The organism is Desulfosporosinus orientis DSM 765 (assembly GCF_000235605.1).
GTDB classification, from domain to species: Bacteria; Bacillota; Desulfitobacteriia; order Desulfitobacteriales; family Desulfitobacteriaceae; genus Desulfosporosinus; species Desulfosporosinus orientis.
The window spans coordinates 1,161,772-1,182,531 of the sequence record NC_016584.1; the positions used below are offsets into that span (position 1 = coordinate 1,161,772).

Sequence of the window (20,760 nt, forward strand, 5' to 3'; positions counted from 1 at the left end):
GACTCAATGTGTTATCGGAAGATGAACTTTATGCCATTCATTGTGCGACCCTTGATATCTTATGGCATACCGGAGTTCGCATAACCAGCAAAGAAGCTCAAGATATTTTTGATGCCGGTGGTGCCATAGTTGAACGGAGTACCAATACGGTTCGGATTCCACCCTATGTGGTTGAGGAGGCAATTAAATCAGCGCCAAGTACTGTATTATTAGCGGCGAGAAACCCGAAAAATGATTTTGTCATTGAGAGTAATCGAACTGGATTCACAAATTTTGGTGAAGGAATAAATATAATTGACCTCTTCACAAGAAAATATCGGCCGTCGAATAAGCAGGACGTTGCTGACACTGCCCGTATGTGTGATGCCATGAGTGAGATTGATGTTTATGAGAGAGCTGTTTCAGCCCAAGACGTTCCAGCCCTTGTCGCTCCGCTTCATGAGGCACAGGTTGCATTTAAAAATACCTCAAAGCACCTTTTCATGGGCTGTGGTAACGGAAAGAACCTTCGAACTATCGTTAAAATGGGAGAAGCAGTGGTTGGAAAGGAAAACTTCAAAAAACGTCCTATCTATAGTTCAATTGTTTGTCCAACCAGTCCGTTACAGTTAGTTCCTGAATGTTGTGAAGTTATTATTGAAAGTGCACGAGCTGGAATTACATGTAACATTTTATCAATGGCCTTATCCGGCGGGTCATCACCCGTAACCTTGGCAGGAACCTTGATTACTCATAATGCGGAAGTTCTGAGTGGAATCATCCTTAGTCAATTGACTTGTAAAGGCTCACCCGTAATTTATGGTAGTTCGACTACCATCATGGATATGAAAAGCACTACGGCAGCTGTTGGGGCTCCAGAGCTTGGAATGATCAATGGCGCTGTGGCAAAACTAGCTCAATATTACTTGCTGCCCAGCTGGGTAGCCGGTGGATAGGCAGACAGCAAACTTCCTGATGGACAGGCTACTCATGAATCGACTCTAAGTGCTCTGCTTACCTCTTTATCCGGAGCAAATCTTATCTATGGACTCGGCATGCTTGAGCTAGGTATTACATTTGATTATGCCAAGTTATTAATGGATAACGAAATGGTCCGAATGATTAAAAAAGCAGTTGGTGGAATTGATGTGAATGATGATACTATGGCTGTGGATATCATCCAGTCGGTAGGTGCCGCTGGTGAATTCTTAACCCAAGAACATACATTCCGTCATTTCAAAACTGCACAATCTCATAATAAGTTAATTGATCGCTCTATGAGACAATCCTGGTTGGAGAAAGGAGGAAAGGACTTTACTGAAAGGGCTTATGAAGAAGCTCAGCATCTCTATAATACGTATAAACCCGACCCTTTATCGAATGGAGTGGAAACCATGCTAGAAGAAATTGTAGCCAACGCCGAAGTAGAATATGGTTTGAAATAATTCTCAAAACAATTAGGTAGCAGGCAAAATAGAAAACCGAGGGCATAGGTATCCTCGGTTTTCTTGAAAAAATTGCTTCAAGCCTTTGCAAATGAAATTAATGCTAAGGGTTCGCCCCAGATGCTGCCTCGACAGTGGATCTTGTAAAGTATGATTAAATGCTAAAAATAGGGGGATGCTTATGAACGCATTTAAAAAGTGGCTGGCCTTATTTGTTCTTTCCTTTGGGTATGCATCTATGTTTACTCTTCCGTATGCAAAATATGTCTTTTATGATCCAATGATGACAGCCTTGAAGTGTACGAACTTCGAGCTGGGAGCTATGGTTTCCGTCTATGTAATTATCGGTATTTTTACCTTTGTTCCTGGAGGCTGGGTAGCGGATAGGTTTCCAGCCCGGACGACTATCTCTGTTTCTTTGGTAGCACAGGGACTCTTAACGATCTTGTTCGGTATAAATATGACGATGAAAGTAGGCTGGATCGTCTGGGTTGCTTTTGCTTTTACCAATTGTTTTGCATATTGGGCAGCAGCATTAAAGGGTGTCAGGCTCTTAGGCGATAAGAATGACCAGGGAAAAATGTATGGTTTCTTTGAAGCCGGGTATGGACTATCCACAGTGGTTATTAGTTTTATTGCTTTGGGAATTTTCGGGCGATATGTGGATCCGGTAGCCGGCTTTAGAATGGTTGTTTTTATCTATTCGGGCTTTAGTATCTTAGCGGGTATTCTAACCTGGTTATTATATGAAGAATATATGGCAGAAACCAATGAAGACAAACCAGTTGTTGGTCTGAAAGACGTAATCATTGTCTTAAAACAGCCCGTCGTTTGGTTAATCGCTCTTGTTATTATGACTACCTATGGATTATATGTCGGGCAAACCTATCTGACCCCGTATTTAACCGCCGTTGTCGGAATTACCGTTACCTTCTCCGGGGCACTGGCGATTATCAGAACCTATGGGGTAAAGCTGCTAGGTGGTCCGGTCGGTGGGTTCATGGCTGACAAATGGAAATCACCCTGCAGAGTCTTAACAATAGGTTATATTTTTATTATTGTTATGTTATTTATCTTTCTTAATTTACCCGCAAAACCTTCTTTAGGTGTAGTAATCGTCCTGATGCTATTGGTAGCATTTGTTGGTGCTGGGATGAAGGGCATTATGTGGTCCACTGTTGAGGAATCCAAAGTTCCACGATATTATACCGGTTTGGCCATCGGCACAGCATCTATAATTGGCTATTTAGCGGACATCGTTTTAGGACCTCTATTTGGTTATTGGTTAGACACTTACGGCAATAGTGGATATAATTTCATGTTTGCCTTCCTAATTGCTATTTCCGTTGTTGGTCTCGTAGCTGCCTTGGGAATTCTAAAATTGAAAAAGACAGCTTTTTCGATTATTACCACGAACGTTAATACGAATATAAATACTAAAATTTAACTGAATATTTTTAGGTTTGTTCAGGTCAATTTTTCATCGGCAAAACAGGTCAACCTGTTGTAATAGGTTTAATATACAGAATAAGAGCGGATGGGTTAAAAACAATTTATAGGGGGAAGAAAATATGGCAAGTTTTGAGTCCCTGGCCCAAAATGTTGTTGCAGGAAAAGAGGCACAAGTTAAGGAACAAGTACAAGAACTTATTAATGCAGGTACGGAACCTTTGGAAATTATCAACCAAGGCTTAATTGCAGGAATGAATATCGTTGGTCCGCGGTTTAAAGCGGGAGACATGTTTGTTCCGGAAGTATTAATGGCTGCAAAAGCAATGGCGTCAGGTATCGCTCTTGTAAAACCTCTCATGACTGATAATGATCTGCCTTCAATGGGTACGGTTGTGTTGGGGACAGTAAAAGGTGACCTTCATGATATTGGTAAGAACTTAGTGGGAATGCTCTTGGAAAGCGGCGGTTTTAAGGTTATAAATTTAGGAATTGACATTGCCCCCGAAGGATTTGTTCAATCAGTTAAAGAGCATAAAGCCGATATTGTAGCGATGTCAGCCCTGCTCACCACAACCATGTTGGGAATGAAGGATACCATCGAACTCATGAAAGAAGAAGGATTAAACGTCAAATGTATTATTGGTGGTGCTCCTATCTCTAAAGATTATGCAAACGAAATAGGTGCTGATGGATTTGCACCGGATGCTGCATCAGCAGTGGACCTTTGCAAGGAATTACTTAGTGCGTAAACATAACTCAAAAACTAATAGGATGCATAATTATAAGGAGGGAAATTATGTTAATTGTTGGAGAACTCATTAATGCAAGTCGAAAGGCTATTGGAGAAGCAATACGCGTTCAAGATGCTGAGGCTGTCAAAAAAGTTGCTATCGACCAACGCGAAGCTGGAGCTCATTTCATTGATGTCAATGCCGGTATTTTTGTAGGTAAAGAATCGGAATACCTTCAGTGGCTCGTCCAAAAGGTTCAAGAAGCTACGGATGCTCCCTGCTGTTTAGATAGTCCAGATCCGGCAGCGATTCAAGCGGCGCTTTCTGTGCACAAAGGCACAGCTATGATTAATTCCATTTCGTTAGAAAAAGCGCGCTACGATGCTTTACTTCCTGTTATCGCAGGAACTGATCTTAAAGTTATCGCCCTCTGTATGAGTGATGAGGGAATGCCTGAAACGACGGATCAACGGCTTAAGATTGCAGATCGTCTTATTAACGGATTAGTGCAAAACAATGTTCCCATAGGAAATATCTACGTTGATCCCTTAGTTCAACCCGTTGCAACTAACAAAGATTTCGGATTTGAATTCCTCAATGCGGTTGAGGCAATTTCTACTGAATTTAAAGGGGTCCATACCATGTGTGGATTATCAAACATCTCTTATGGATTACCTAATCGCAAATTTATTAACCAAGCCTTTGCTATTATGGCTATTGCAAAGGGCCTCGATGGTCTGATTATTAATCCCTTGGATAAGCGAATGATGGCCAGCCTTATTACTGCAGAAACTTTGTATGGCAGGGATGAGTATTGTATGAGCTATCTAAAGGCCCACCGTACAGGATTAATGGAATTCTAGACCTCATTCTAAAATTGAAAACCACCAAAGAAAAGTATCTTTTCTTTGGTGGTTTCAGTTCTTGCTACTCTTAAAAAAATTGGTTCTGTTTGTTTTACGGCGCATTAGCCCTGTCGGGGCTGGGAGCAGCCATCGGTTGTCTGGAAGCCATCCTCACCCCGTTGATTGAACATTCAACAGATATCAGAGGAGGAACACAATGCAGAATTTATTGTTGGATGAAATTCTAGAAAAAGCAAAACACCAATCTCCTATAACCCGAAAGGATATTTTAAGATTATTAGAGATAACCACTGAGGATGAGTTTAATAAGCTTTCCCTAGTAGCTCAAACACTACGTCATGAGTACTTCCAAAATAAAATATTCCTTTATGGTTTTGTCTACTTTTCCACTCATTGCCGTAATGATTGTACCTTTTGTCTCTACCGTAAATCGAATATAAATTATCCACGATACCGCAAAAATAGGGAGGAAATCCTTTCAACTGCTCAAAAACTAATGGATTCCGGGGTACATCTTTTGGATCTAACAATGGGGGAAGATCCACTATATCATAATACTAAACAGGGTTTTAGCGAACTTTTACAAATTATTAAAGAAGTTAAGCTAGAATCCAATATACCTATTATGCTTTCGCCTGGAGTTATTTCACAAGAGCTACTATGGAAATTTAAAGAAGCGGGAGTGGAATGGTACGCTTGTTACCAGGAAACACATAACCGGTCACTCTACAATCGTTTAAGGATAGAACAAAGTTACGACGAACGGATGAACCGGAAATGTATGGCCAAGGAAATGGGATACTTGATCGAAGAAGGGTTGTTAGCTGGGGTAGGGGACACGAATGAAGATATAGCGGATTCAATTCTTATGATGAAAAAAATCGGAGCTGATCAAGTTCGGGTGATGAGCTTTGTACCCCAGGAAAATACTCCGTTATCGAATTGGGAAATACCTAATTCTCATTTTCGTGAGCTCTTGATTATTGCAGTAATGCGCCTGGTTATGCCTGACCGCTTGATTCCGGCTTCATTGGATGTCGATGGTCTAAGTGGGTTGGAACAACGACTCAACGCCGGAGCAAACGTTATTACTTCAATCATCCCACCCTCATCGGGTTTGGCCGGAGTATCCAATAGTACATTGGATATCGATGACGGAAACCGTTCGATCGAAAAGATTATCCCAGTTCTGAAAAATATCCATTTAGAACCTGCAACCCGGCAAAAATATCAAGCCTGGGTAAAATCAAGAAAGAACCTTTGAGAATTGCCAACTCTGCCCACTGAGCACGTCATCCTGACTCCCGGCGATATGGATCTAATCCAACAAAATCATGAATCATCCTTTGGGAACTGGCTGAACCTGAAAAATGTTTAGGGAGGCGAAATAATGGCAAAACCACAACTAGACCATAAGGTATTTTGGCCAGCATTTATTGTAATCTTCGGTCTTTCTTTAGCCCTTTTATTGAATCGCGAAGCGGGTGCGAAAATTGTTGATGCTGCCTTAGCTTGGTCTACTTATAAACTAGACTGGCTTTTTCAAATGGGGACTTTTTTGGTTTTTGTTTTCTTAATATGGATAGCTTTTGGTCGGTATGGCAACGTCAAACTTGGCGGACCTGATGATAAGCCTGAGTTTTCTACATTGAGCTGGATAGCCATGTTATTCTGCGCTGGGATTGGCTCCAGTCTGATATATTGGGCAGTGGCTGAACCTCTCTATTATTTGCAAGGACCGCCTTTCGGCATTGCCAAAGGTTCGTCAGAGGCATATCAATGGGCCCTTACCTATGGAATGTTCCACTGGGGATTTAGTGCTTGGGCCTTGTATGCAATCCCATCCTTGCCTATTGCTTATGCCTATTACGTCCGAAAAGACCCCCAACTTAGGGCTAGTACTGCCTGTCGTCCTATTCTTGGCAATATGGTAGACGGCTGGATGGGGAAAGTTATCGATATTCTGGTGATGTTTGGAATTGTCGGTGGCTTTGGCACGTCTCTTGGCTTAGGTGTGCCTTTACTGGCGAAAGCAGCCTCGACTTTGCTGGGGATACCTCAGTCTATGGGTTTAAACTTTGCAATACTCGCCATCTGGACCATAATCTTTGGATTCAGCGTTTATACAGGTCTTTATAAAGGAATAAAGAGATTAAGTGACATTAACGTTTATCTTGCTTTGGCTTTGTTGGTTGTAATTTTAGCAGTTGGACCGACCTTCTTCATTTTGTCAGTATTCACAGACAGTGTGGGCGTGTTATTTAATAATTTCTTCCGGATGAGTTTTTACACAGATCCCATTGTCAAGAGTGGGTTCCCGCAAGCGTGGACGGTCTTCTATTGGGCTTGGTGGATTGCCTTGGCACCATATATGGGTTTATTTGTTGCCAGGATTTCCAAGGGGCGTACTTTAAAGCAGCTGATTATTGCTGAGGTTCTTTGGGGGACTTTAGGGGACTGGGCTTTCTTCGGAGTTTTTGGCGGCTATACCTTGCATCTTGAGTTCGATAAAATATTGCCTGCTGGCCAGATTTTGTCAGAGGACGGAGGTCCGGCCGCAATAATAGCAGTCATCAATAGCCTGCCCATGTCTCAGGTAATTTTAGTTTTATTCTTGTTATTGGAATTTGTCTTCTTAGCTACATGTCTTGATTCTTCCGCTTATGTGTGTGCCTCTATGGCTACCAAGCAGCTAAATGAAGATGAACAACCGGCTCGCTGGAACAGGATTGTTTGGGCTTTGGCATTGGCGGCTATTGGTATTGCGGTTCTATCTTTAGGTGGAATGAATGCAATTCAGACATCCTCTGTTGTTGCCGCAGTACCCCTGGTGTTTGTTCTTTTAATCCTAACCTTATCCTTCATGAAAATGTTAAAAGAAGATCATGGTATTCAATGCAGCCCTAAAGAGATTACAATTCAACCCTCTAAAAATACGAATATCTCTGCTAAATAGCTATCCTGTATAAGATAAAGTAAAGGGTTAATGTGTAAAATTGTCTTGATGAAAAATCAGCTTTGATCTTCTTCGGTTAAGGAGTTCAACAAGCTGATTTTTTTTGATCTTTTCACTCAATCTTAGATCTTGTTTGAGAAGCTAAGTGTATATTTGAGGAAGGATTCTTTACAAATGCCTAGAATTAATTAACAGAATAATATAATAATTAAAAATTTATAGCTCTGAGAATCCTACTTAATGCTTAGAAAGCTTGTATAGGATTATGTTAGGCGGGAGGTAAAATTTTATGCTTAATCTTCTTGATGTATCGTCTCAGGATTTTGTGGTCTGTCCAATCAATAGCGATCTGGAACAACTTATTAACAAAATTTCTGGAAAAGACATTAAGTACATCATTGTCTATCAAGAGGATAGTATTTTGGGGATATTATCAGTAAGTAATCTTTTGCATGAAATCATAATTAATAAAAAAACTAAAGTAACCCATAAACAATTTACGAATGATAAGCTAAGGTACGAAAAGTCATTCACAATAATTTCCAAAGATTTACCTTTATCTAAGATAAAAGATAATAAGGATATTGTCGTTATTGTAAATAATGAGAATTACCCCCTAGGGATTATTGATGGTGAATGTACTCCTGACATAAAACAAACTTTATTGGAATATCAAAAAATATTTGAGAATCTTGAAGAAGAAATCTTTGTAACAGATCAACATGGATACGTTTTACGTCTTAACCCTGCAGCGGAAAGAGTCTGCGGAGTATTAGCCAGGGATGTAGTAGGAAGGCATGTCCGTGATCTGGAAAGGGAAGGACTATTTTCTTCAAGTATAACCATGCATGTGCTCCGTCAAAAGAAAAAGGTAAATATGATGCAGCAATTGAAATCAGGCAAAACGGTTCTTAGCACTGCCATTCCTATTTTAAATGATGAAGGGGAAATTGTTCGAGTCATTAGTACTTCTAAGGATTACCAAGAAATTAATAAGATAAAGGCAGAATTAGAAGAGAAGAAAACAGAGCTGGAAGAAAAGAACACAGAATTGGCAAGAAAAACCCAGGAACTGTCAATATTGCGTCAAGAAATATTCTCTAATGTTAATCTGATTTATAAAAGTAATGAAATGAAAACCATTAGAAATACGATTTTTAAGATAGCGCCCCTTGCTTTAACAGTCTTAATTCAGGGAGAGTCTGGAGTAGGAAAAGAAGTGATTTCAAAAGCTATTCATCATGCCAGTCCAATGCGAGATCAGCCTTTTATAAAAATTAATTGTAGTTTGATACCGGAACACTTAATTGAATCTGAACTATTTGGCTACGAGAGCGGAGCATTTACCGGGGCAACCAAAGGGGGTAAAATTGGTAAGATTGAACTAGCGAATAATGGCACCCTATTTCTCGACGAAATTGGTGAAGTACCCCTCATGATACAGGTCAAATTACTCGAGTTTTTACAAGATCAAGAAATATGTAAGGTTGGGGGTACCAAAAGAATTAAGATAGATACCAGGATAATCGCTGCGACGAATCGTAACTTGCAAGATATGGTCAATGATGGCCTCTTTCGAAAAGACCTTTATTACAGGCTTAATGTTGTGCCGATTAATATACCACCTCTCAGAGAACGGAAAGAGGATATACCGGCGTTAGTAAGGTATTTTCTGAATGTGTTTAATAATAAGTATGGCATGAATAAAATAATTGATCCTGAAGTAATGCAAGCTTTATATAACTATAGTTGGCCGGGTAACGTAAGAGAATTAGAACATGTACTTGAACGGGCAATCGTAATAAGTGAAACGGAGTTAATTCGATTAGAGGCTTTGCAAAACTCTTTGGAATTAAAAGGGAATAAAAGAATAGCTTGTCCGGACTTAATGCCTTTGAAGCTTGCCAAGAGCCAACTCGAGGAACAGATGGTGAGGAATGCCTATGAGCTATGTAAATCGACTTATAAAGCAGCTAAGCTGCTTGAAGTTGACCAGTCAACCGTTGTAAAGTTGTTAAAGAAATATCGTAACAACCCTTAATTAGTTTTCAATTATAAGGTTGTATATTTTCTAAACAACTGAGTATTAAGCAGGAAATCTTATTTGGAAAGGAGAATTAAATCTGCAGTGAGAGGAGAGGTTATATGCCAAAAGAACTGACACACTGGCATATCGCTCGTGAAGCTTTGCATAGAGGAATCCCGCTGGAGGTGGGCAAGATCATAACAGGCAATCCTGTGCTCTATTATATAGGCGCTGTTGCTCATGATATTCCTTTTTATGATATGACTAAACCTATGGAAGCAAGGATTGAAGGGGTGGCCAACCAGCTTCATGGTGTTGCCGGGGAAAATACCTTAACTCCTCTTATTGAGATGATGGAGACAGCCCTTGCCAAGAGGGATAGTGATAACTCCCTCGCCTTCTTATTAGGCATGCTGACACATTTTGTGGCTGACAGTGTCTTTCACCCCATGGTTTATTATCTGAGCGGCAATTATTTTGCCAATGATCCGGAAGAGAGAAGCAAAGCCGTCTTTCGCCACCGTTTGCTGGAAACGGCCATGGATCTTTGGCTGCAGATGCTGGACCCTCTGGATTATCCTATGGACCTGAACGGGTTATGGCGTGACTCGGGAGAAGAGGGACGCCAAGCCCTTAGGTTAATTGTCAATCGCTACGCTTATCAGGAGGATAAAAGCTTTCAAGCCCGTTTTGAGAAGGCTTGGCGCAACCAGCGATTTCTGCAAACGGCCTTTTCCTGGTCAATGCCTTGGCGGGTGCTGGCAGTTTGCCGGCGTTACGGCTATTTTAAAACTGAGAAGCTGGAAGCTCTATTCTACTCACAGCCTTTGGACTTATCCTATTTTAACGAATCTTTAGATTGGCAGCATCCCATCAGCGGGGAAGCGCATAAAATGAGCTTACATGAGATCTATGATTTGAGTGTCAAAAAGGTTATTATATTGTTTGAGCAGCTGGCGGAATATTCCCGGGAAAAATGGCCCCAGGTTTTAGGGACGCTGCCTCCCCTTTCCCTGGATACCGGCTTGCCTTATGTACCTGTTGCGGATATGAGGTTTTTTCGCAACGAACCTATTGAATATCAATTAAGGTTTGATATAAGGAAACAAAATAAAGACAAAGAGTAAAAGAATTTACATTGGAAAAGAGAGAACTCCGAGGAGATCCTCGGAGTTTATTTAACAGAGATGATTATGATAGAGCTATTGTTGGTAGCTGCCGGTTGGAGTAGGGTTATTCATTCTATCCATCTCATTATTTTCGTCATCATAGGAGCATCCGCACCCACGGGATATTATGGAGAAACCATACCTTTCTGATTTGCGCCCTAGTATAAAGGCGATAACAAGGCTAAGCAGGAAGAGCATCCCATGACTGTGATAGTGGTGTTTATAGTGATAAAACATTTTACAGAATCCCTCCTTTGGCTTTAGAATAGCCTCAATTGCTTTAATTCATCCGGGAAATATTAGGAAAAATGCTGGAGGTTGTAATGCGTTATTATATTTTGTTATGGGATCTTGATGGGACTTTGACCGATTCTAAGGAGGGAATAACACGCTCCGTTCAATACGCACTGAAGAAGCTGGGCTATTCCATACCTGATGCAAATGATCTTAATTGGGTCATTGGACCGCCCTTAAAAGAAAGTTTTAGGGTAATGCTCAAAACTTCGGATGAAGCCTTGTTAAACCAGGCGGTTGCTTTATACCGGGAACGTTTTCGAGAAACAGGGCTTTATGAAAATATTGTTTATCCGGGGATTCCTGAATTATTAGTACAGTTGAAAGAACAAGGCTGCCGGAATTTTTTGGCTACTTCAAAGCCCAGGGTTTTTGCTGAAAAAATTCTTCAGCATTTTGAGCTGAAAGAGCATTTTGAGCATATTATGGGAAGTGAGTTGGATGGCAAACTTGTGGACAAGGAATCCATCATCTCAGAAGTCTTGAAAGGGCTCCCCCAAGAGGCTCGTTCAAAAACAGTAATGATCGGGGATCGCAAATATGATGTTCAGGGAGCCAGGGCTAACCGGATTGATGTTATTGGGGTGGGATACGGTTACGGAACTCTGGAAGAGCTGCATAAAGCAGAAGCAGATTGGATTGCTCCCAGTGTCCAGGCTTTAAGGGATCTGCTCTTAAGATAAGTCCTGGTTCGGGGGCAATTGGCCCTCTGTCGTGGGATAGCGGACAGCCGCATCTAAATATACATAATTTTCGTCTCTTTCCTGGCGTACCATGCCCACAATCCCCTGATTATCAGCTTTTTCCAGATATTGTTCAGCAACAAACTGATAAGCTCTTTCATCCCAAGGATTCGTAAAATCTCGGACAGTATTGAAATAAGTTTCAATGGGGATTTTAAGATGATGATGATATACTTGTAAGGTTGTATCAAATGATGGCATCATAGTTCCTCCTTTTGGCTTTAGTCTGGGGAAAATTGAAAAGAAATATGTGTTTGACCGGAAGAAGGAGGGCATGTAATGGAAACCAATTCACAGGATCTTATGGACGGGATGAATTCTAAGCCAAACCGAAGACTGAACTGGGTGGATTTAATCGTCGTTTTGGGCGGGGTTGTTTGTATCTATCTCATCTTGGCTCTGGGAACATTCTGGTTAATGGATATATGGCCCTATGAACGGCTCTTAATGTACCTAAATGCTTTTATGACTCAGTTATCCTTTGTGCTGTTAATCTATTTACTAAAAAAAGTACGCCGCTGGCAGTGGCCGGACTTTGGCTGGCGGAGAGTTTCTCTGAAGAGGATTTTCCCAAAAGTCTTGGTACTCTATGCCTTGACCATGTTTATTAATATTTGTTATGCTATTGCGTTGTATAACTATGGGTTTACTCCTCCGGAGACGGACGTTTACTCCAAATTGCTGGGGCAGGTTACCTGGTATTCCTTGATTCTTAATTTGCTTCTGGCGGGTGTTCTGGCCCCAATCGTGGAAGAAACTCTCTTTAGAGGTGTTATTTTTGGAAGTTTGCAGGCGTATTTTGGAAAATGGACTGCTGCAGCCCTAAGTGCCGGGATTTTTTCCGCGCTCCATTTCCAAGCCTATGGGTTTTTTCCCAGATTTGTTTTAGGAATCGTTCTGGTTTATCTTTACGATAAATATAAATCTCTTTATCCATCCGTTGCCCTGCATGCTGTCAATAACATACTAGCCACTCTCATTGCCGCGAGATTAATGATTGAATAAAAGGAGCCGTTTAGCTATGAAAAAGAGGCCTCTGCCTAAGCTGCAAATTGCCCTGGATGGTCCTGCCGGAGCAGGAAAAAGCACGATTGCCAAGATTGTAGCCCAACAATTGCATCTATTTTATGTAGATACAGGGGCAATGTACCGGGCTATTGCGTACAAAGCCCTTTCCAGTGGTGCTCCCATCGATGATGAAGCTAAAGTAAGCCAAATCGCTAAGAACACCGAGGTTGTGCTGGATCATTCTGAAGAGCAAAGGGTATGGTGTGATGGCAGGGATGTAACTCAGGAAATACGGTCTCTGGAGGTGTCCCGCGCCGTTTCCGTGGTTGCGGCCTATCCTGAGGTCAGAAAGCGCTTGGTTGAACTTCAGCGTCTGGAGGCAGAGCGAGGCGGAGTTGTCATGGACGGCAGGGATATTGGCACCTATGTTTTGCCGGAAGCAGATTTTAAAATCTTTTTAACAGCGACACATGAGGAACGAGCCAAACGCCGCTGGCTGGAACTTAGGAGGGCGGGCAAGGATGTGAGCTTAGAGGAAGTTGCCCGGGATATGGCGGAGCGTGATCGAGTCGATATGGAGCGGGCGATCTCCCCGCTGAAACCTGCTCAGGATGCAATTATTATGGATACTACAGGATTAAGTATACAAGAATTGGTGGCTAAAATTGTTGAATTGGCGGGAGGTTGAAATCATGACATTATATAATTTTGCCAAGAAAATGTTTTGTCTTCAATTCCGGTTAATGGGCTGGAAAGTGCGCGGCGTGGAAAATATGCCGGCTTCAGGTCCTGTGATTTTAGCAATTAACCATGTCAGTATTTGGGATCCTGTGGTTGCCGGCTGCAGTGTTCCCAGGAAAGTTTCCTTTATGGCAAAAGAAGAATTATTCTCCCTGCCGTTGTTAGGTCGCCTTTTTACTAAACTTGGCGCCTTTCCGGTAAAACGCGGGCATGGGGATATGAATGCAATCAGACAATCTTTGGCAATCTTAAAAGAAGGAGGCGTATTAGGACTCTTTCCCGAAGGAACCCGATCAAAGAGCGGGGAAATTCAGAAGGGATTGCCAGGAATGGTTCTTCTCATGGAAAAAAGTCAAGCTTCCGTTGTCCCTGTCAAGGTGAGGGGAACTAAGCGCATGTTTACCAAAGGTTGGGGGAAAATAACAGTAGCTATAGGCAAACCGCTGACAGCCCAAATGCTTAAAGCTCCGGAAGGAGTGGAAAATCGCCGTGAATGGATTGCCAATCGCATCATGCAGGCCATGACTGAATTGCCTGAAGCAAAATAGATAAGCAAATTTACTTGTCAATGGCAGGATTTTTGGAGTAGAGTAGAGAATTAGTTCTTGACAATTTTTAGGGAGGTCCGAAGTTTTGAACGTCAAACTCGCAGAAAAGGCCGGTTTCTGCTTTGGTGTTAAGCGTGCTCTGGATATGGCTGAACGAACGGCAGAAACCTCTCAGGCTGTATCACTTGGGCCCCTTATCCACAATCAGCAGGTGGTAAAACGCCTATCAGGACGAGGTATTCAAGTTGTTGAAGACTTAGAAGAGCTTACAAGCCAACAAGCCCTGATTATCCGCTCTCATGGTGTAGCGCCCAACGTTTATCAGGGGGCTGAAGATAAAGGTATTAAAGTTGTTGATGCTACCTGTCCCTTTGTTCAAAAAGCTCAACGCTTGGCCGCTAAATCCGCCCAAATGGGGCAGCAAGTTATTGTCATGGGAGACAAGCTTCACCCTGAAGTCAAGGGAATTCTTGGCTGGGCCGGGGAACAGGCCATACCTATTCAAACGGTGGAGGAAGCAAAAGAACTTTCTTTTTATCTCCATTTGGCCGTTTTAGCACAGACAACCCAATTGGCTGAAAATTTTGCCCGGATTGTTGAAGAATTAAAAAATCACACCGACGATCTCATCGTTCATAATACGATTTGTAATGCAACAGCAGAGCGTCAAAAAGTTGCCCGTGAGTTAGCAGGAACTGTGGATGTTATGGTAGTGGTAGGCGGGCGGGACAGTGCCAATACCCGAAAACTTGCCAGTATCTGTGCCGAAGTCACAAAAACGTACCTGATTGAAACCGCTGAAGAATTGGAAGAGAGTTGGTTTAAAGATGCTAAGAATGCGGGCTTGACCGCAGGGGCATCTACCCCAGATTGGATAATCGAGGAGGTTTACAAAAAAATGACAGAAATGAATGAGCAGGAAATGAATATGGAGAGTTGGGTGGATAGTTGCCCGGAGCTTCATCAAGGTAATAAGGTTACCGGTACGGTTGTGAAAATTACCCGGGAAGAAGTATTTGTTGATATCGGCTGGAAATGCGAAGGAGTCATTCCCATTAACGAGCTGTCTGCTTCTCGTAAAGTACGGCCTGAGGATGCAGTGGCTATTGGCGATGAAATTAACGCAGTGGTTATTCGTTTGGAAAACGAGGAAGGTCATACAGTTCTTTCCAAACGCAAAGCCGATGAGGAAGGTGCCAAGGAGCGTTTAGAGAAAATTGCCGAAAGTAAAGAAGAGATTCAGGCAGAAGTTGTTGAAGTTGTTAAAGGCGGCTTAGTTGTGGATGTAGGTTTGCGTGGTTTTGTGCCGGCTTCTCAGATTCAGGTGGGGTATGTGGAAGACCTCAACCAGTTTTTAGGTCAGACCCTGCGCTTGCGTATGCTGGATTTTGATCCTGCTAAACGAAAAGTGGTTCTTTCCCAGAAAGTTATCTTGGAAGAAGAGCGTGCTCTTAAGCGCACTCAGCTTCTGGAATCCCTGAAAGATGGTGACGTAGTCAAAGGTACAGTTCGCCGCATCGCTGATTTCGGCGCTTTTATCGATATTGGCGGAGTTGACGGACTGCTTCATATCTCAGATATGGCCTATACTCGAATTAAGCATCCTTCGGACATGCTGTCTGTTGGAGACGAAGTAGAAGTTCAGGTTTTAAAGATTGAACCTCAATCAGGGAAAATATCTTTAGGCTTAAAACAACTGAAAGAAAGTCCCTGGAGTCAGGTTGGAGGAAACTATCCTGTAGGATCTATTGTTAATGGCAAAGTTGTGCGCATCACTTCCTTTGGAGCTTTTGTGACCCTTGGAGAAGGTGTGGATGGACTGGTCCATATTTCCCAGCTGGCAGATCACCGGGTTAATAAAGTTGAAGACGTGGTAAAAGTCGGAGATATGGTAACAGCTAAGGTCATGGAATGTAAGCCTGAGGAAAAACGAATCAGCCTGAGCATTCGTGAAGCTGCAGCAGATTCCAATAAAGCCATTGATCAAGAAGCTTTAGCTTCTCAAGCTGATATTGAACCTGTAACCCTGGGGGATGCTGTGGGTAAGGATCTGACAACGGCGAGTCAGGAATAACTGGAATTGACTATGTCTGATTGGCCAGTGGCAAAGTGAGTATATGACTTCCTGTTTTTATGTACAGGAAGTCATTTTGCTGGCACTGGACAAAAGCATTTCCAAGCTGCGCTAACTATAAAATTCGTTAAAAAGGAAGGGATTCAGATGGCTAAACGACAACCGAGGCTGCCGATTGATTTCCCAATATTGTATATTTCTTTAGCGATTTTAGCCTTTGGCTTAATCATGGTATTGAGTGCAGGGGCAGTTCGCGGCTTCAATGATAACCATAACTCTTATTATTATTTCTTTCAGCAATTAAAGTGGGCCTGTGTCGGTTCGGTTTTGGCTGTAATTGCCATGAGAGTTCCCATAACCTTTGTTCGCCGCTTTGCGGGGATTGGAATCCTTGTGAGCGTTGCCTTGCTGGTTGCCGTTTTTTTTTCCGATCCCAGTACCGCTGTGAATGGCTCGTCCCGCTGGATTACCATTGCCGGAATTACTATTCAGCCCTCAGAGATGGCCAAACTAGCTATGGTTCTTTTTTATGCCCACATCTTGGATCGCAATCCTATCCAGCGGGGTCTCGATTGGCGTGTCCCTTTAGGGATCCTCGCTCCAGTTACTATTCTTGTCCTGGGCCTGGTTTACAAACAGCCTGACTTAGGGACAACCATGGTTATTGCTTTAACCTGTGCAGTTATGCTCCTTCAGACAGAGCTGCCGACAAGCTGGTTCGCGGCTGCTGTGCCTCTCCTGGGAGTTCCACTGGCCTATTTTGTTCATGCCACGGAATACCAGTGGAGGCGGGTTTTAGTCTGGCTGGACCCCTGGAAATACGCTATGAATGACGGGTATCAAATTACCAATGCCGAGATCGCTTTTGGTTCGGGAGGACTGTTTGGTGTAGGTCTGGGCCGAAGTATGCAGAAATACGGTTTCCTGCCGGAAAATCATACGGATACAATCTTTGCCATCGTAGGTGAGGAGTTAGGATTATTCGGGACGGTACTTTTGCTCCTTCTCTTTGTGATCTTATACGCCCGAGCCTTTCATGTGATCGGAGAATGCCAGGATCGTTTCTGCAGGCTGTTAGGCTACGGACTAACATCCTCTCTGGCCATTCAGACTACCATTAACCTGGCAGTAGTAACAGGAGTAATGCCAGTTACCGGAATTACCCTGCCTATGGTCTCCTACGGCGGAGCGTCGTTGATTATTACGTTAGTAAAGCTGGGTTTGATATTAAATCTGTCTCGCTACCGAAAAGAATCCGTTCCCAAAGGCCGGCTAAAAAAGCTCTCAGATATTTCGGTCTAAACCCCTCCTAAACGGGGATAATATGGAAAAGAATGTTTTAGGAGTGGTCATCAATGGTTTTTCCTTATGGAGAATGGGTTATCATTAGTTTAACCCTTTTAACCTGGTCGGAAAAACAAGCCTCTAGGCGTTTTTTTCTGATGCTGACAGCTGCCTGGCTGGTTGGGAAAGGGCTGGAGATCCTTATGGGGACGGCTCTGCCTTGGAATTGGCATTTTGCACGTCTTTCTGTTATGCTGGTCTTCTGGGTTTGGGCGTTGAAGCGAGCTGAACACCGAGTTTTCCCCTTTCTCTTAACCAGCTTAATCTTTAGTGCGGAAACTCTGTTTTTAGTTAATGAGCCAGGAGTATTTCCTTACGGGTCCTGGTTTTTTGCCCTAGGGAAGCTCCTGGCAGCCTGGTTAAGTGCCAGGACTTATTGGGGTACGGCGGCGGCTCTGACGGGAAGTGCACTTTTCAATCAGCTTTTCCTTCGCTTTACCTATGATGGGATTATTAGTTATATGGATTTGCCCAATGATTTTACCTGGAATGTAGGTATAGGATTGCTTTCCCTTTGGGCCGGCCTGAGTTTAGGCTGGAGCCTTTATTGCGAAAGAAAACGAGCCGAAATTTATGAAGCTCCGGAAGAGAGGGACCTTCCGTAGCAACTATGGCAGCCGCCAACGCCTGAAAGGCTTGCCGCCAGCCAAGTTTTCTAATATACTTGTAAACGATTAAGGCTGAGATGAAAGGCCCTTGATCTGTAATGTCAGGAGGATGAAATAACTTGTCGAAAGGGCTTGTAATCGCGGCCGTCCACCCTGGAAGCATCGCCGAAGAAATGGAAATTGAGGTTGGGGATCGGGTTCTGGCTGTTAATGAAGAAGAACTAAGGGATATTATTGACTTTCAATACGGAATATCGGAAGACGAGTTCATGTTGCTTATTGAAAAAGCCGATGGGGAATTGTGGGAACTTGATATCGAGAAAGATCCCGGGGAATTCCTAGGCTTAGAGGTGGAGACAGTAAGCGCCGAAGGGCTGAAAAAGTGCAATAACAATTGCAGTTTCTGTTTTGTAGCTCAAATGCCCAAGGGAATGCGCTCTTCTCTTTATGATAGAGATGATGACTACCGTTTATCCCTTACCCAAGGGAGTTTTATAACCCTATCGAATTTATCGGAAGAGGATCTAGATCGAATTACCTCCCTGCATCTAAGTCCCATGTACGTATCAGTTCACGCTTGGAATCCGGAAGTTCGCACTCAGCTCATGAAAAATCCCCGGGCCGGGAAATTACCGGAGCAATTCCGGCGTTTGGCTGAGGCCGGAATCGTGGTACATGCTCAGATTGTCTTGGTTCCTGAGCATAATGACGGAGATGCGTTAAAAGAGACGGTTGAACGTTTAGGGGAACTCTATCCCTCTGTGCAATCCATTGCCGTTGTACCTGTAGGCTTGACTCGGTTTCGCGAGAAGCTTACCCCTTTGCGGGGATTCACTGGAGAGGAAGCCAGTCAGCTCTTAGATCTTGCTGAGAAGTGGCAGCAGGAGTTTTTCAAGAAGACAGGGCGGCACTTGGTGTATTTTTCCGACGAATTTTATATCCTTGCAAGCAGGAAGTTTCCTGAGTTCTCAGTATATGACGATTTTCCCCAATTAGAAAACGGCGTAGGTATGGCGAGAAAGTTTATCACGGAGATGGAGTCCGCCTGGGATCAATTGCCGGACAAGGTTTCAAAACGGACTGTGCATCTTATCACGGGTAAAGCCGCTTTTGAACTCTTCACCACATGGGGGAAACGGTTAATGGAACGAGTTGAAAATTTGAGCGTTAAAGTCCATGAGATACATAATGATTTCTTCGGGCTATCCGTTACAGCGGCCGGGCTGCTGACCGCTCAGGATATAGCCCGGCAATTAGGAGATTTGCTGGGCGAGAATTTTTTAATACCCCGAACCATGCTCAAAGCGGATGAAGACATCTTTCTCGATGACTTAAGCGTGGAATGGCTTGAGGAAAAGGTTAACGGCAAAGCGAGCATCGTTGATAATCATGGGCTTGCGTTTTTAGAGCATGTAATCGGATATTCACTGGAGGTGTATCCATTTGAGTAAGCCTATTGTAGCTATTGTAGGACGGCCAAATGTCGGAAAATCAACTTTGTTCAACCGCATTACCGGCGGTTTGGTGGCTATTGTTGAAAATATGCCGGGAGTAACCAGAGACCGCCTGTACCGGGATGCCGAATGGTTGGGCAGAAAGTTTGCCTTAATCGATACCGGCGGAATTGAATTTAAAAATGAAGGCACCGCAATTTCTTCGCAAATGAGAAGGCAGGCAGAGATTGCCATGGAAGAAGCGGACGTGGTCATATTTGTAGTCGATGCTCAAATATCCCCTACTCCCGATGATGATCTGATTGCCCGAACTTTGCGGCGCTCGGGTAAACCGGTTTTGCTCGTTGCCAATAAAGTGGAAGATTTTAAGCAGGTAGAAGGTCAGCTTTATGATTACTTAAGCTTCGGGCTGGGGGAACCTATTCCGATTTCCGCAGTTCACGGTATGAACACGGGCGATCTGCTGGATTTAGTGATTTCCAATTTGCCTGAAATTGATGAAGAAGAGTATGATCCGGATGTAATCCGCATATCTGTTATTGGACGACCTAATGTGGGTAAGTCCTCCTTGGTCAACAACTTGTTAGGAAAAGAACGGGTGATTGTCAGCAATGTTCCGGGTACGACCCGAGATGCCATCGACACACCCTTTGAACACGAGGGCCGGCATTATATTCTCATTGATACGGCGGGAATGCGCCGTAAATCCCGGATAGAGGATCTTACTGAGCAATATAGTGTTGTACGTTCTCTGCGCGCCGTTGACCGCTCAGATGCCATCCTTATGCTTATTGATGCTGTAGACGGAGTGACGGAACAGGATAAAAAGATTGCCGGCTACGCTGAAGACGCCGGTAAAGCCATCGTTCTGGTGGTTAATAAGTGGGACCTCATTCAGAAGGATGAAAAGACCATTAATAAATTTGAAAAGAGCATTCGCGAAGAATTAGGATTCCTGCAATATGCACCGACCATGTTTATATCCGCCAAAACAGGACAACGGGTCAACAAAATTTTAGACCTGGTGGATTTTGTTGTGGAACAAAATTCGACGCGGGTGACAACGGCTACTTTAAATACCCTGCTTCGAGAGTGGGTTCACCTTAACCCGCCGCCTACGGATAAGGGACGTCGTTTAAAAATTCGCTATATCACCCAAGTGGGAGTAAAACCGCCAACCTTTGTTTTCTTTGTGAATGACCCTGAACTGATGCATTTTTCCTATAAACGATACCTGGAGAACCAAATGCGAAAACACTTTGGCTTTGAGGGTACACCTATCCGAATTGTGATCCGACAAAAAGATGAAGAGAAGGAGTAGT

Annotated in this window: 18 protein-coding genes and 1 pseudogene; 17 read left to right on the forward strand and 2 right to left on the reverse strand. The window is 43.1% G+C overall.

All coding sequences use genetic code 11. The annotated features are described in order from the left end of the window. Positions 1–8: 8 nt before the first annotated feature. The 8 genes and pseudogenes from mttB (at position 9) to DESOR_RS05630 (ending at position 10,582) form a co-directional block, all read left to right on the forward strand. Positions 9–1,424: pseudogene (mttB, locus tag DESOR_RS05590) on the forward strand ([trimethylamine--corrinoid protein] Co-methyltransferase). Between the two features lie 181 nt (positions 1,425–1,605). Next, complete coding sequence (locus DESOR_RS05600; protein ID WP_014183633.1) at positions 1,606–2,871, forward strand: MFS transporter; 1,266 nt, start codon at positions 1,606–1,608, stop codon at positions 2,869–2,871. Positions 2,872–2,995: 124 nt separating this feature from the next. Further along, positions 2,996–3,625 (forward strand): cobalamin B12-binding domain-containing protein, encoded by a 630-nt coding sequence (locus tag DESOR_RS05605; RefSeq protein WP_014183634.1) that lies wholly within the window; start codon positions 2,996–2,998, stop codon positions 3,623–3,625. 47 nt (positions 3,626–3,672) lie between these two features. Beyond that, entirely contained in the window at positions 3,673–4,470 is a 798-nt protein-coding gene (locus tag DESOR_RS05610) for a methyltetrahydrofolate cobalamin methyltransferase (RefSeq protein WP_014183635.1), read from the forward strand. A gap of 199 nt (positions 4,471–4,669) precedes the next feature. Further along, positions 4,670–5,737: a methylornithine synthase PylB gene (gene pylB / locus DESOR_RS05615; RefSeq protein ID WP_014183636.1), complete on the forward strand. Its 1,068-nt coding sequence runs from the start codon at positions 4,670–4,672 to the stop codon at positions 5,735–5,737. A 126-nt stretch (positions 5,738–5,863) separates the two neighbouring features. Further along, positions 5,864–7,429 carry a BCCT family transporter gene (locus DESOR_RS05620; protein ID WP_014183637.1) on the forward strand — a complete coding sequence of 522 codons (1,566 nt, stop codon included), beginning with the start codon at positions 5,864–5,866 and terminating at the stop codon, positions 7,427–7,429. Between the two features lie 289 nt (positions 7,430–7,718). Then, on the forward strand, positions 7,719–9,470 hold the full coding sequence (locus DESOR_RS05625; protein ID WP_014183638.1) for a sigma 54-interacting transcriptional regulator: 1,752 nt from the start codon (positions 7,719–7,721) through the stop codon (positions 9,468–9,470). Positions 9,471–9,574: 104 nt separating this feature from the next. Continuing rightward, positions 9,575–10,582, forward strand: a complete 1,008-nt coding sequence (locus DESOR_RS05630; protein WP_014183639.1) for a zinc dependent phospholipase C family protein — start codon at positions 9,575–9,577, stop codon at positions 10,580–10,582. Between the two features lie 75 nt (positions 10,583–10,657). Here the strand turns inward: DESOR_RS05630 and DESOR_RS05635 are convergent, their stop codons facing one another. After that, the gene (locus DESOR_RS05635) at positions 10,658–10,861 is read right to left on the reverse strand and encodes a hypothetical protein (protein ID WP_014183640.1); all 204 of its coding nucleotides are present in this window, start codon (positions 10,859–10,861) and stop codon (positions 10,658–10,660) included. Between the two features lie 86 nt (positions 10,862–10,947). On the opposite strand from DESOR_RS05635, the gene DESOR_RS05640 reads away from it, so the two are divergent. After that, positions 10,948–11,601, forward strand: a complete 654-nt coding sequence (locus DESOR_RS05640; protein WP_014183641.1) for an HAD hydrolase-like protein — start codon at positions 10,948–10,950, stop codon at positions 11,599–11,601. Here the strand turns inward: DESOR_RS05640 and DESOR_RS05645 are convergent. Beyond that, positions 11,593–11,862, reverse strand: coding sequence for a hypothetical protein (locus DESOR_RS05645; protein WP_014183642.1), 270 nt, complete (start codon positions 11,860–11,862; stop codon positions 11,593–11,595). The two genes, DESOR_RS05640 and DESOR_RS05645, sit on opposite strands and share 9 nt — an antisense overlap. Before the next feature lie 78 nt (positions 11,863–11,940). Between DESOR_RS05645 and DESOR_RS05650 the strand changes: the two genes are divergently transcribed. The 8 genes from DESOR_RS05650 to der all read left to right on the forward strand — a co-directional run bounded on the left by DESOR_RS05650 (position 11,941) and on the right by der (position 20,759). Then, positions 11,941–12,666, forward strand: a complete 726-nt coding sequence (locus tag DESOR_RS05650; RefSeq protein ID WP_014183643.1) for a CPBP family intramembrane glutamic endopeptidase — start codon at positions 11,941–11,943, stop codon at positions 12,664–12,666. Positions 12,667–12,682: 16 nt separating this feature from the next. Further along, positions 12,683–13,357, forward strand: a complete 675-nt coding sequence (cmk, locus tag DESOR_RS05655) for a (d)CMP kinase (protein ID WP_014183644.1) — start codon at positions 12,683–12,685, stop codon at positions 13,355–13,357. A gap of 4 nt (positions 13,358–13,361) precedes the next feature. Continuing rightward, positions 13,362–13,958 (forward strand): lysophospholipid acyltransferase family protein, encoded by a 597-nt coding sequence (locus DESOR_RS05660; protein ID WP_014183645.1) that lies wholly within the window; start codon positions 13,362–13,364, stop codon positions 13,956–13,958. 85 nt (positions 13,959–14,043) lie between these two features. Further along, positions 14,044–16,032: a bifunctional 4-hydroxy-3-methylbut-2-enyl diphosphate reductase/30S ribosomal protein S1 gene (locus DESOR_RS05665; protein WP_014183646.1), complete on the forward strand. Its 1,989-nt coding sequence runs from the start codon at positions 14,044–14,046 to the stop codon at positions 16,030–16,032. A 147-nt stretch (positions 16,033–16,179) separates the two neighbouring features. After that, positions 16,180–17,334, forward strand: a complete 1,155-nt coding sequence (gene ftsW, locus DESOR_RS05670; protein WP_014183647.1) for a putative lipid II flippase FtsW — start codon at positions 16,180–16,182, stop codon at positions 17,332–17,334. 53 nt (positions 17,335–17,387) lie between these two features. Next, positions 17,388–17,981, forward strand: a complete 594-nt coding sequence (locus DESOR_RS05675) for a hypothetical protein (protein ID WP_014183648.1) — start codon at positions 17,388–17,390, stop codon at positions 17,979–17,981. Positions 17,982–18,103: 122 nt separating this feature from the next. After that, positions 18,104–19,435, forward strand: a complete 1,332-nt coding sequence (locus DESOR_RS05680; RefSeq protein WP_014183649.1) for a radical SAM protein — start codon at positions 18,104–18,106, stop codon at positions 19,433–19,435. Continuing rightward, positions 19,428–20,759 carry a ribosome biogenesis GTPase Der gene (gene der / locus DESOR_RS05685; protein ID WP_014183650.1) on the forward strand — a complete coding sequence of 444 codons (1,332 nt, stop codon included), beginning with the start codon at positions 19,428–19,430 and terminating at the stop codon, positions 20,757–20,759. The genes DESOR_RS05680 and der overlap by 8 nt, the downstream gene beginning before the upstream one ends. The last annotated feature ends 1 nt before the right edge of the window (position 20,760 follow it).

What these genes read in the sequence shown, in the direction of transcription:
- DESOR_RS05600 (WP_014183633.1), top strand. Translation starts at nt 1,606, where the DNA reads ATGAACGCATTTAAAAAGTGGCTGGCCTTATTTGTTCTTTCCTTTGGG.
- DESOR_RS05605 (WP_014183634.1), top strand. Translation starts at nt 2,996, where the DNA reads ATGGCAAGTTTTGAGTCCCTGGCCCAAAATGTTGTTGCAGGAAAAGAG.
- DESOR_RS05610 (WP_014183635.1), top strand. Translation starts at nt 3,673, where the DNA reads ATGTTAATTGTTGGAGAACTCATTAATGCAAGTCGAAAGGCTATTGGA.
- pylB (WP_014183636.1), top strand. Translation starts at nt 4,670, where the DNA reads ATGCAGAATTTATTGTTGGATGAAATTCTAGAAAAAGCAAAACACCAA.
- DESOR_RS05620 (WP_014183637.1), top strand. Translation starts at nt 5,864, where the DNA reads ATGGCAAAACCACAACTAGACCATAAGGTATTTTGGCCAGCATTTATT.
- DESOR_RS05625 (WP_014183638.1), top strand. Translation starts at nt 7,719, where the DNA reads ATGCTTAATCTTCTTGATGTATCGTCTCAGGATTTTGTGGTCTGTCCA.
- DESOR_RS05630 (WP_014183639.1), top strand. Translation starts at nt 9,575, where the DNA reads ATGCCAAAAGAACTGACACACTGGCATATCGCTCGTGAAGCTTTGCAT.
- DESOR_RS05635 (WP_014183640.1), bottom strand. Translation starts at nt 10,861, where the DNA reads ATGTTTTATCACTATAAACACCACTATCACAGTCATGGGATGCTCTTC.
- DESOR_RS05640 (WP_014183641.1), top strand. Translation starts at nt 10,948, where the DNA reads ATGCGTTATTATATTTTGTTATGGGATCTTGATGGGACTTTGACCGAT.
- DESOR_RS05645 (WP_014183642.1), bottom strand. Translation starts at nt 11,862, where the DNA reads ATGCCATCATTTGATACAACCTTACAAGTATATCATCATCATCTTAAA.
- DESOR_RS05650 (WP_014183643.1), top strand. Translation starts at nt 11,941, where the DNA reads ATGGAAACCAATTCACAGGATCTTATGGACGGGATGAATTCTAAGCCA.
- cmk (WP_014183644.1), top strand. Translation starts at nt 12,683, where the DNA reads ATGAAAAAGAGGCCTCTGCCTAAGCTGCAAATTGCCCTGGATGGTCCT.
- DESOR_RS05660 (WP_014183645.1), top strand. Translation starts at nt 13,362, where the DNA reads ATGACATTATATAATTTTGCCAAGAAAATGTTTTGTCTTCAATTCCGG.
- ftsW (WP_014183647.1), top strand. Translation starts at nt 16,180, where the DNA reads ATGGCTAAACGACAACCGAGGCTGCCGATTGATTTCCCAATATTGTAT.
- DESOR_RS05675 (WP_014183648.1), top strand. Translation starts at nt 17,388, where the DNA reads ATGGTTTTTCCTTATGGAGAATGGGTTATCATTAGTTTAACCCTTTTA.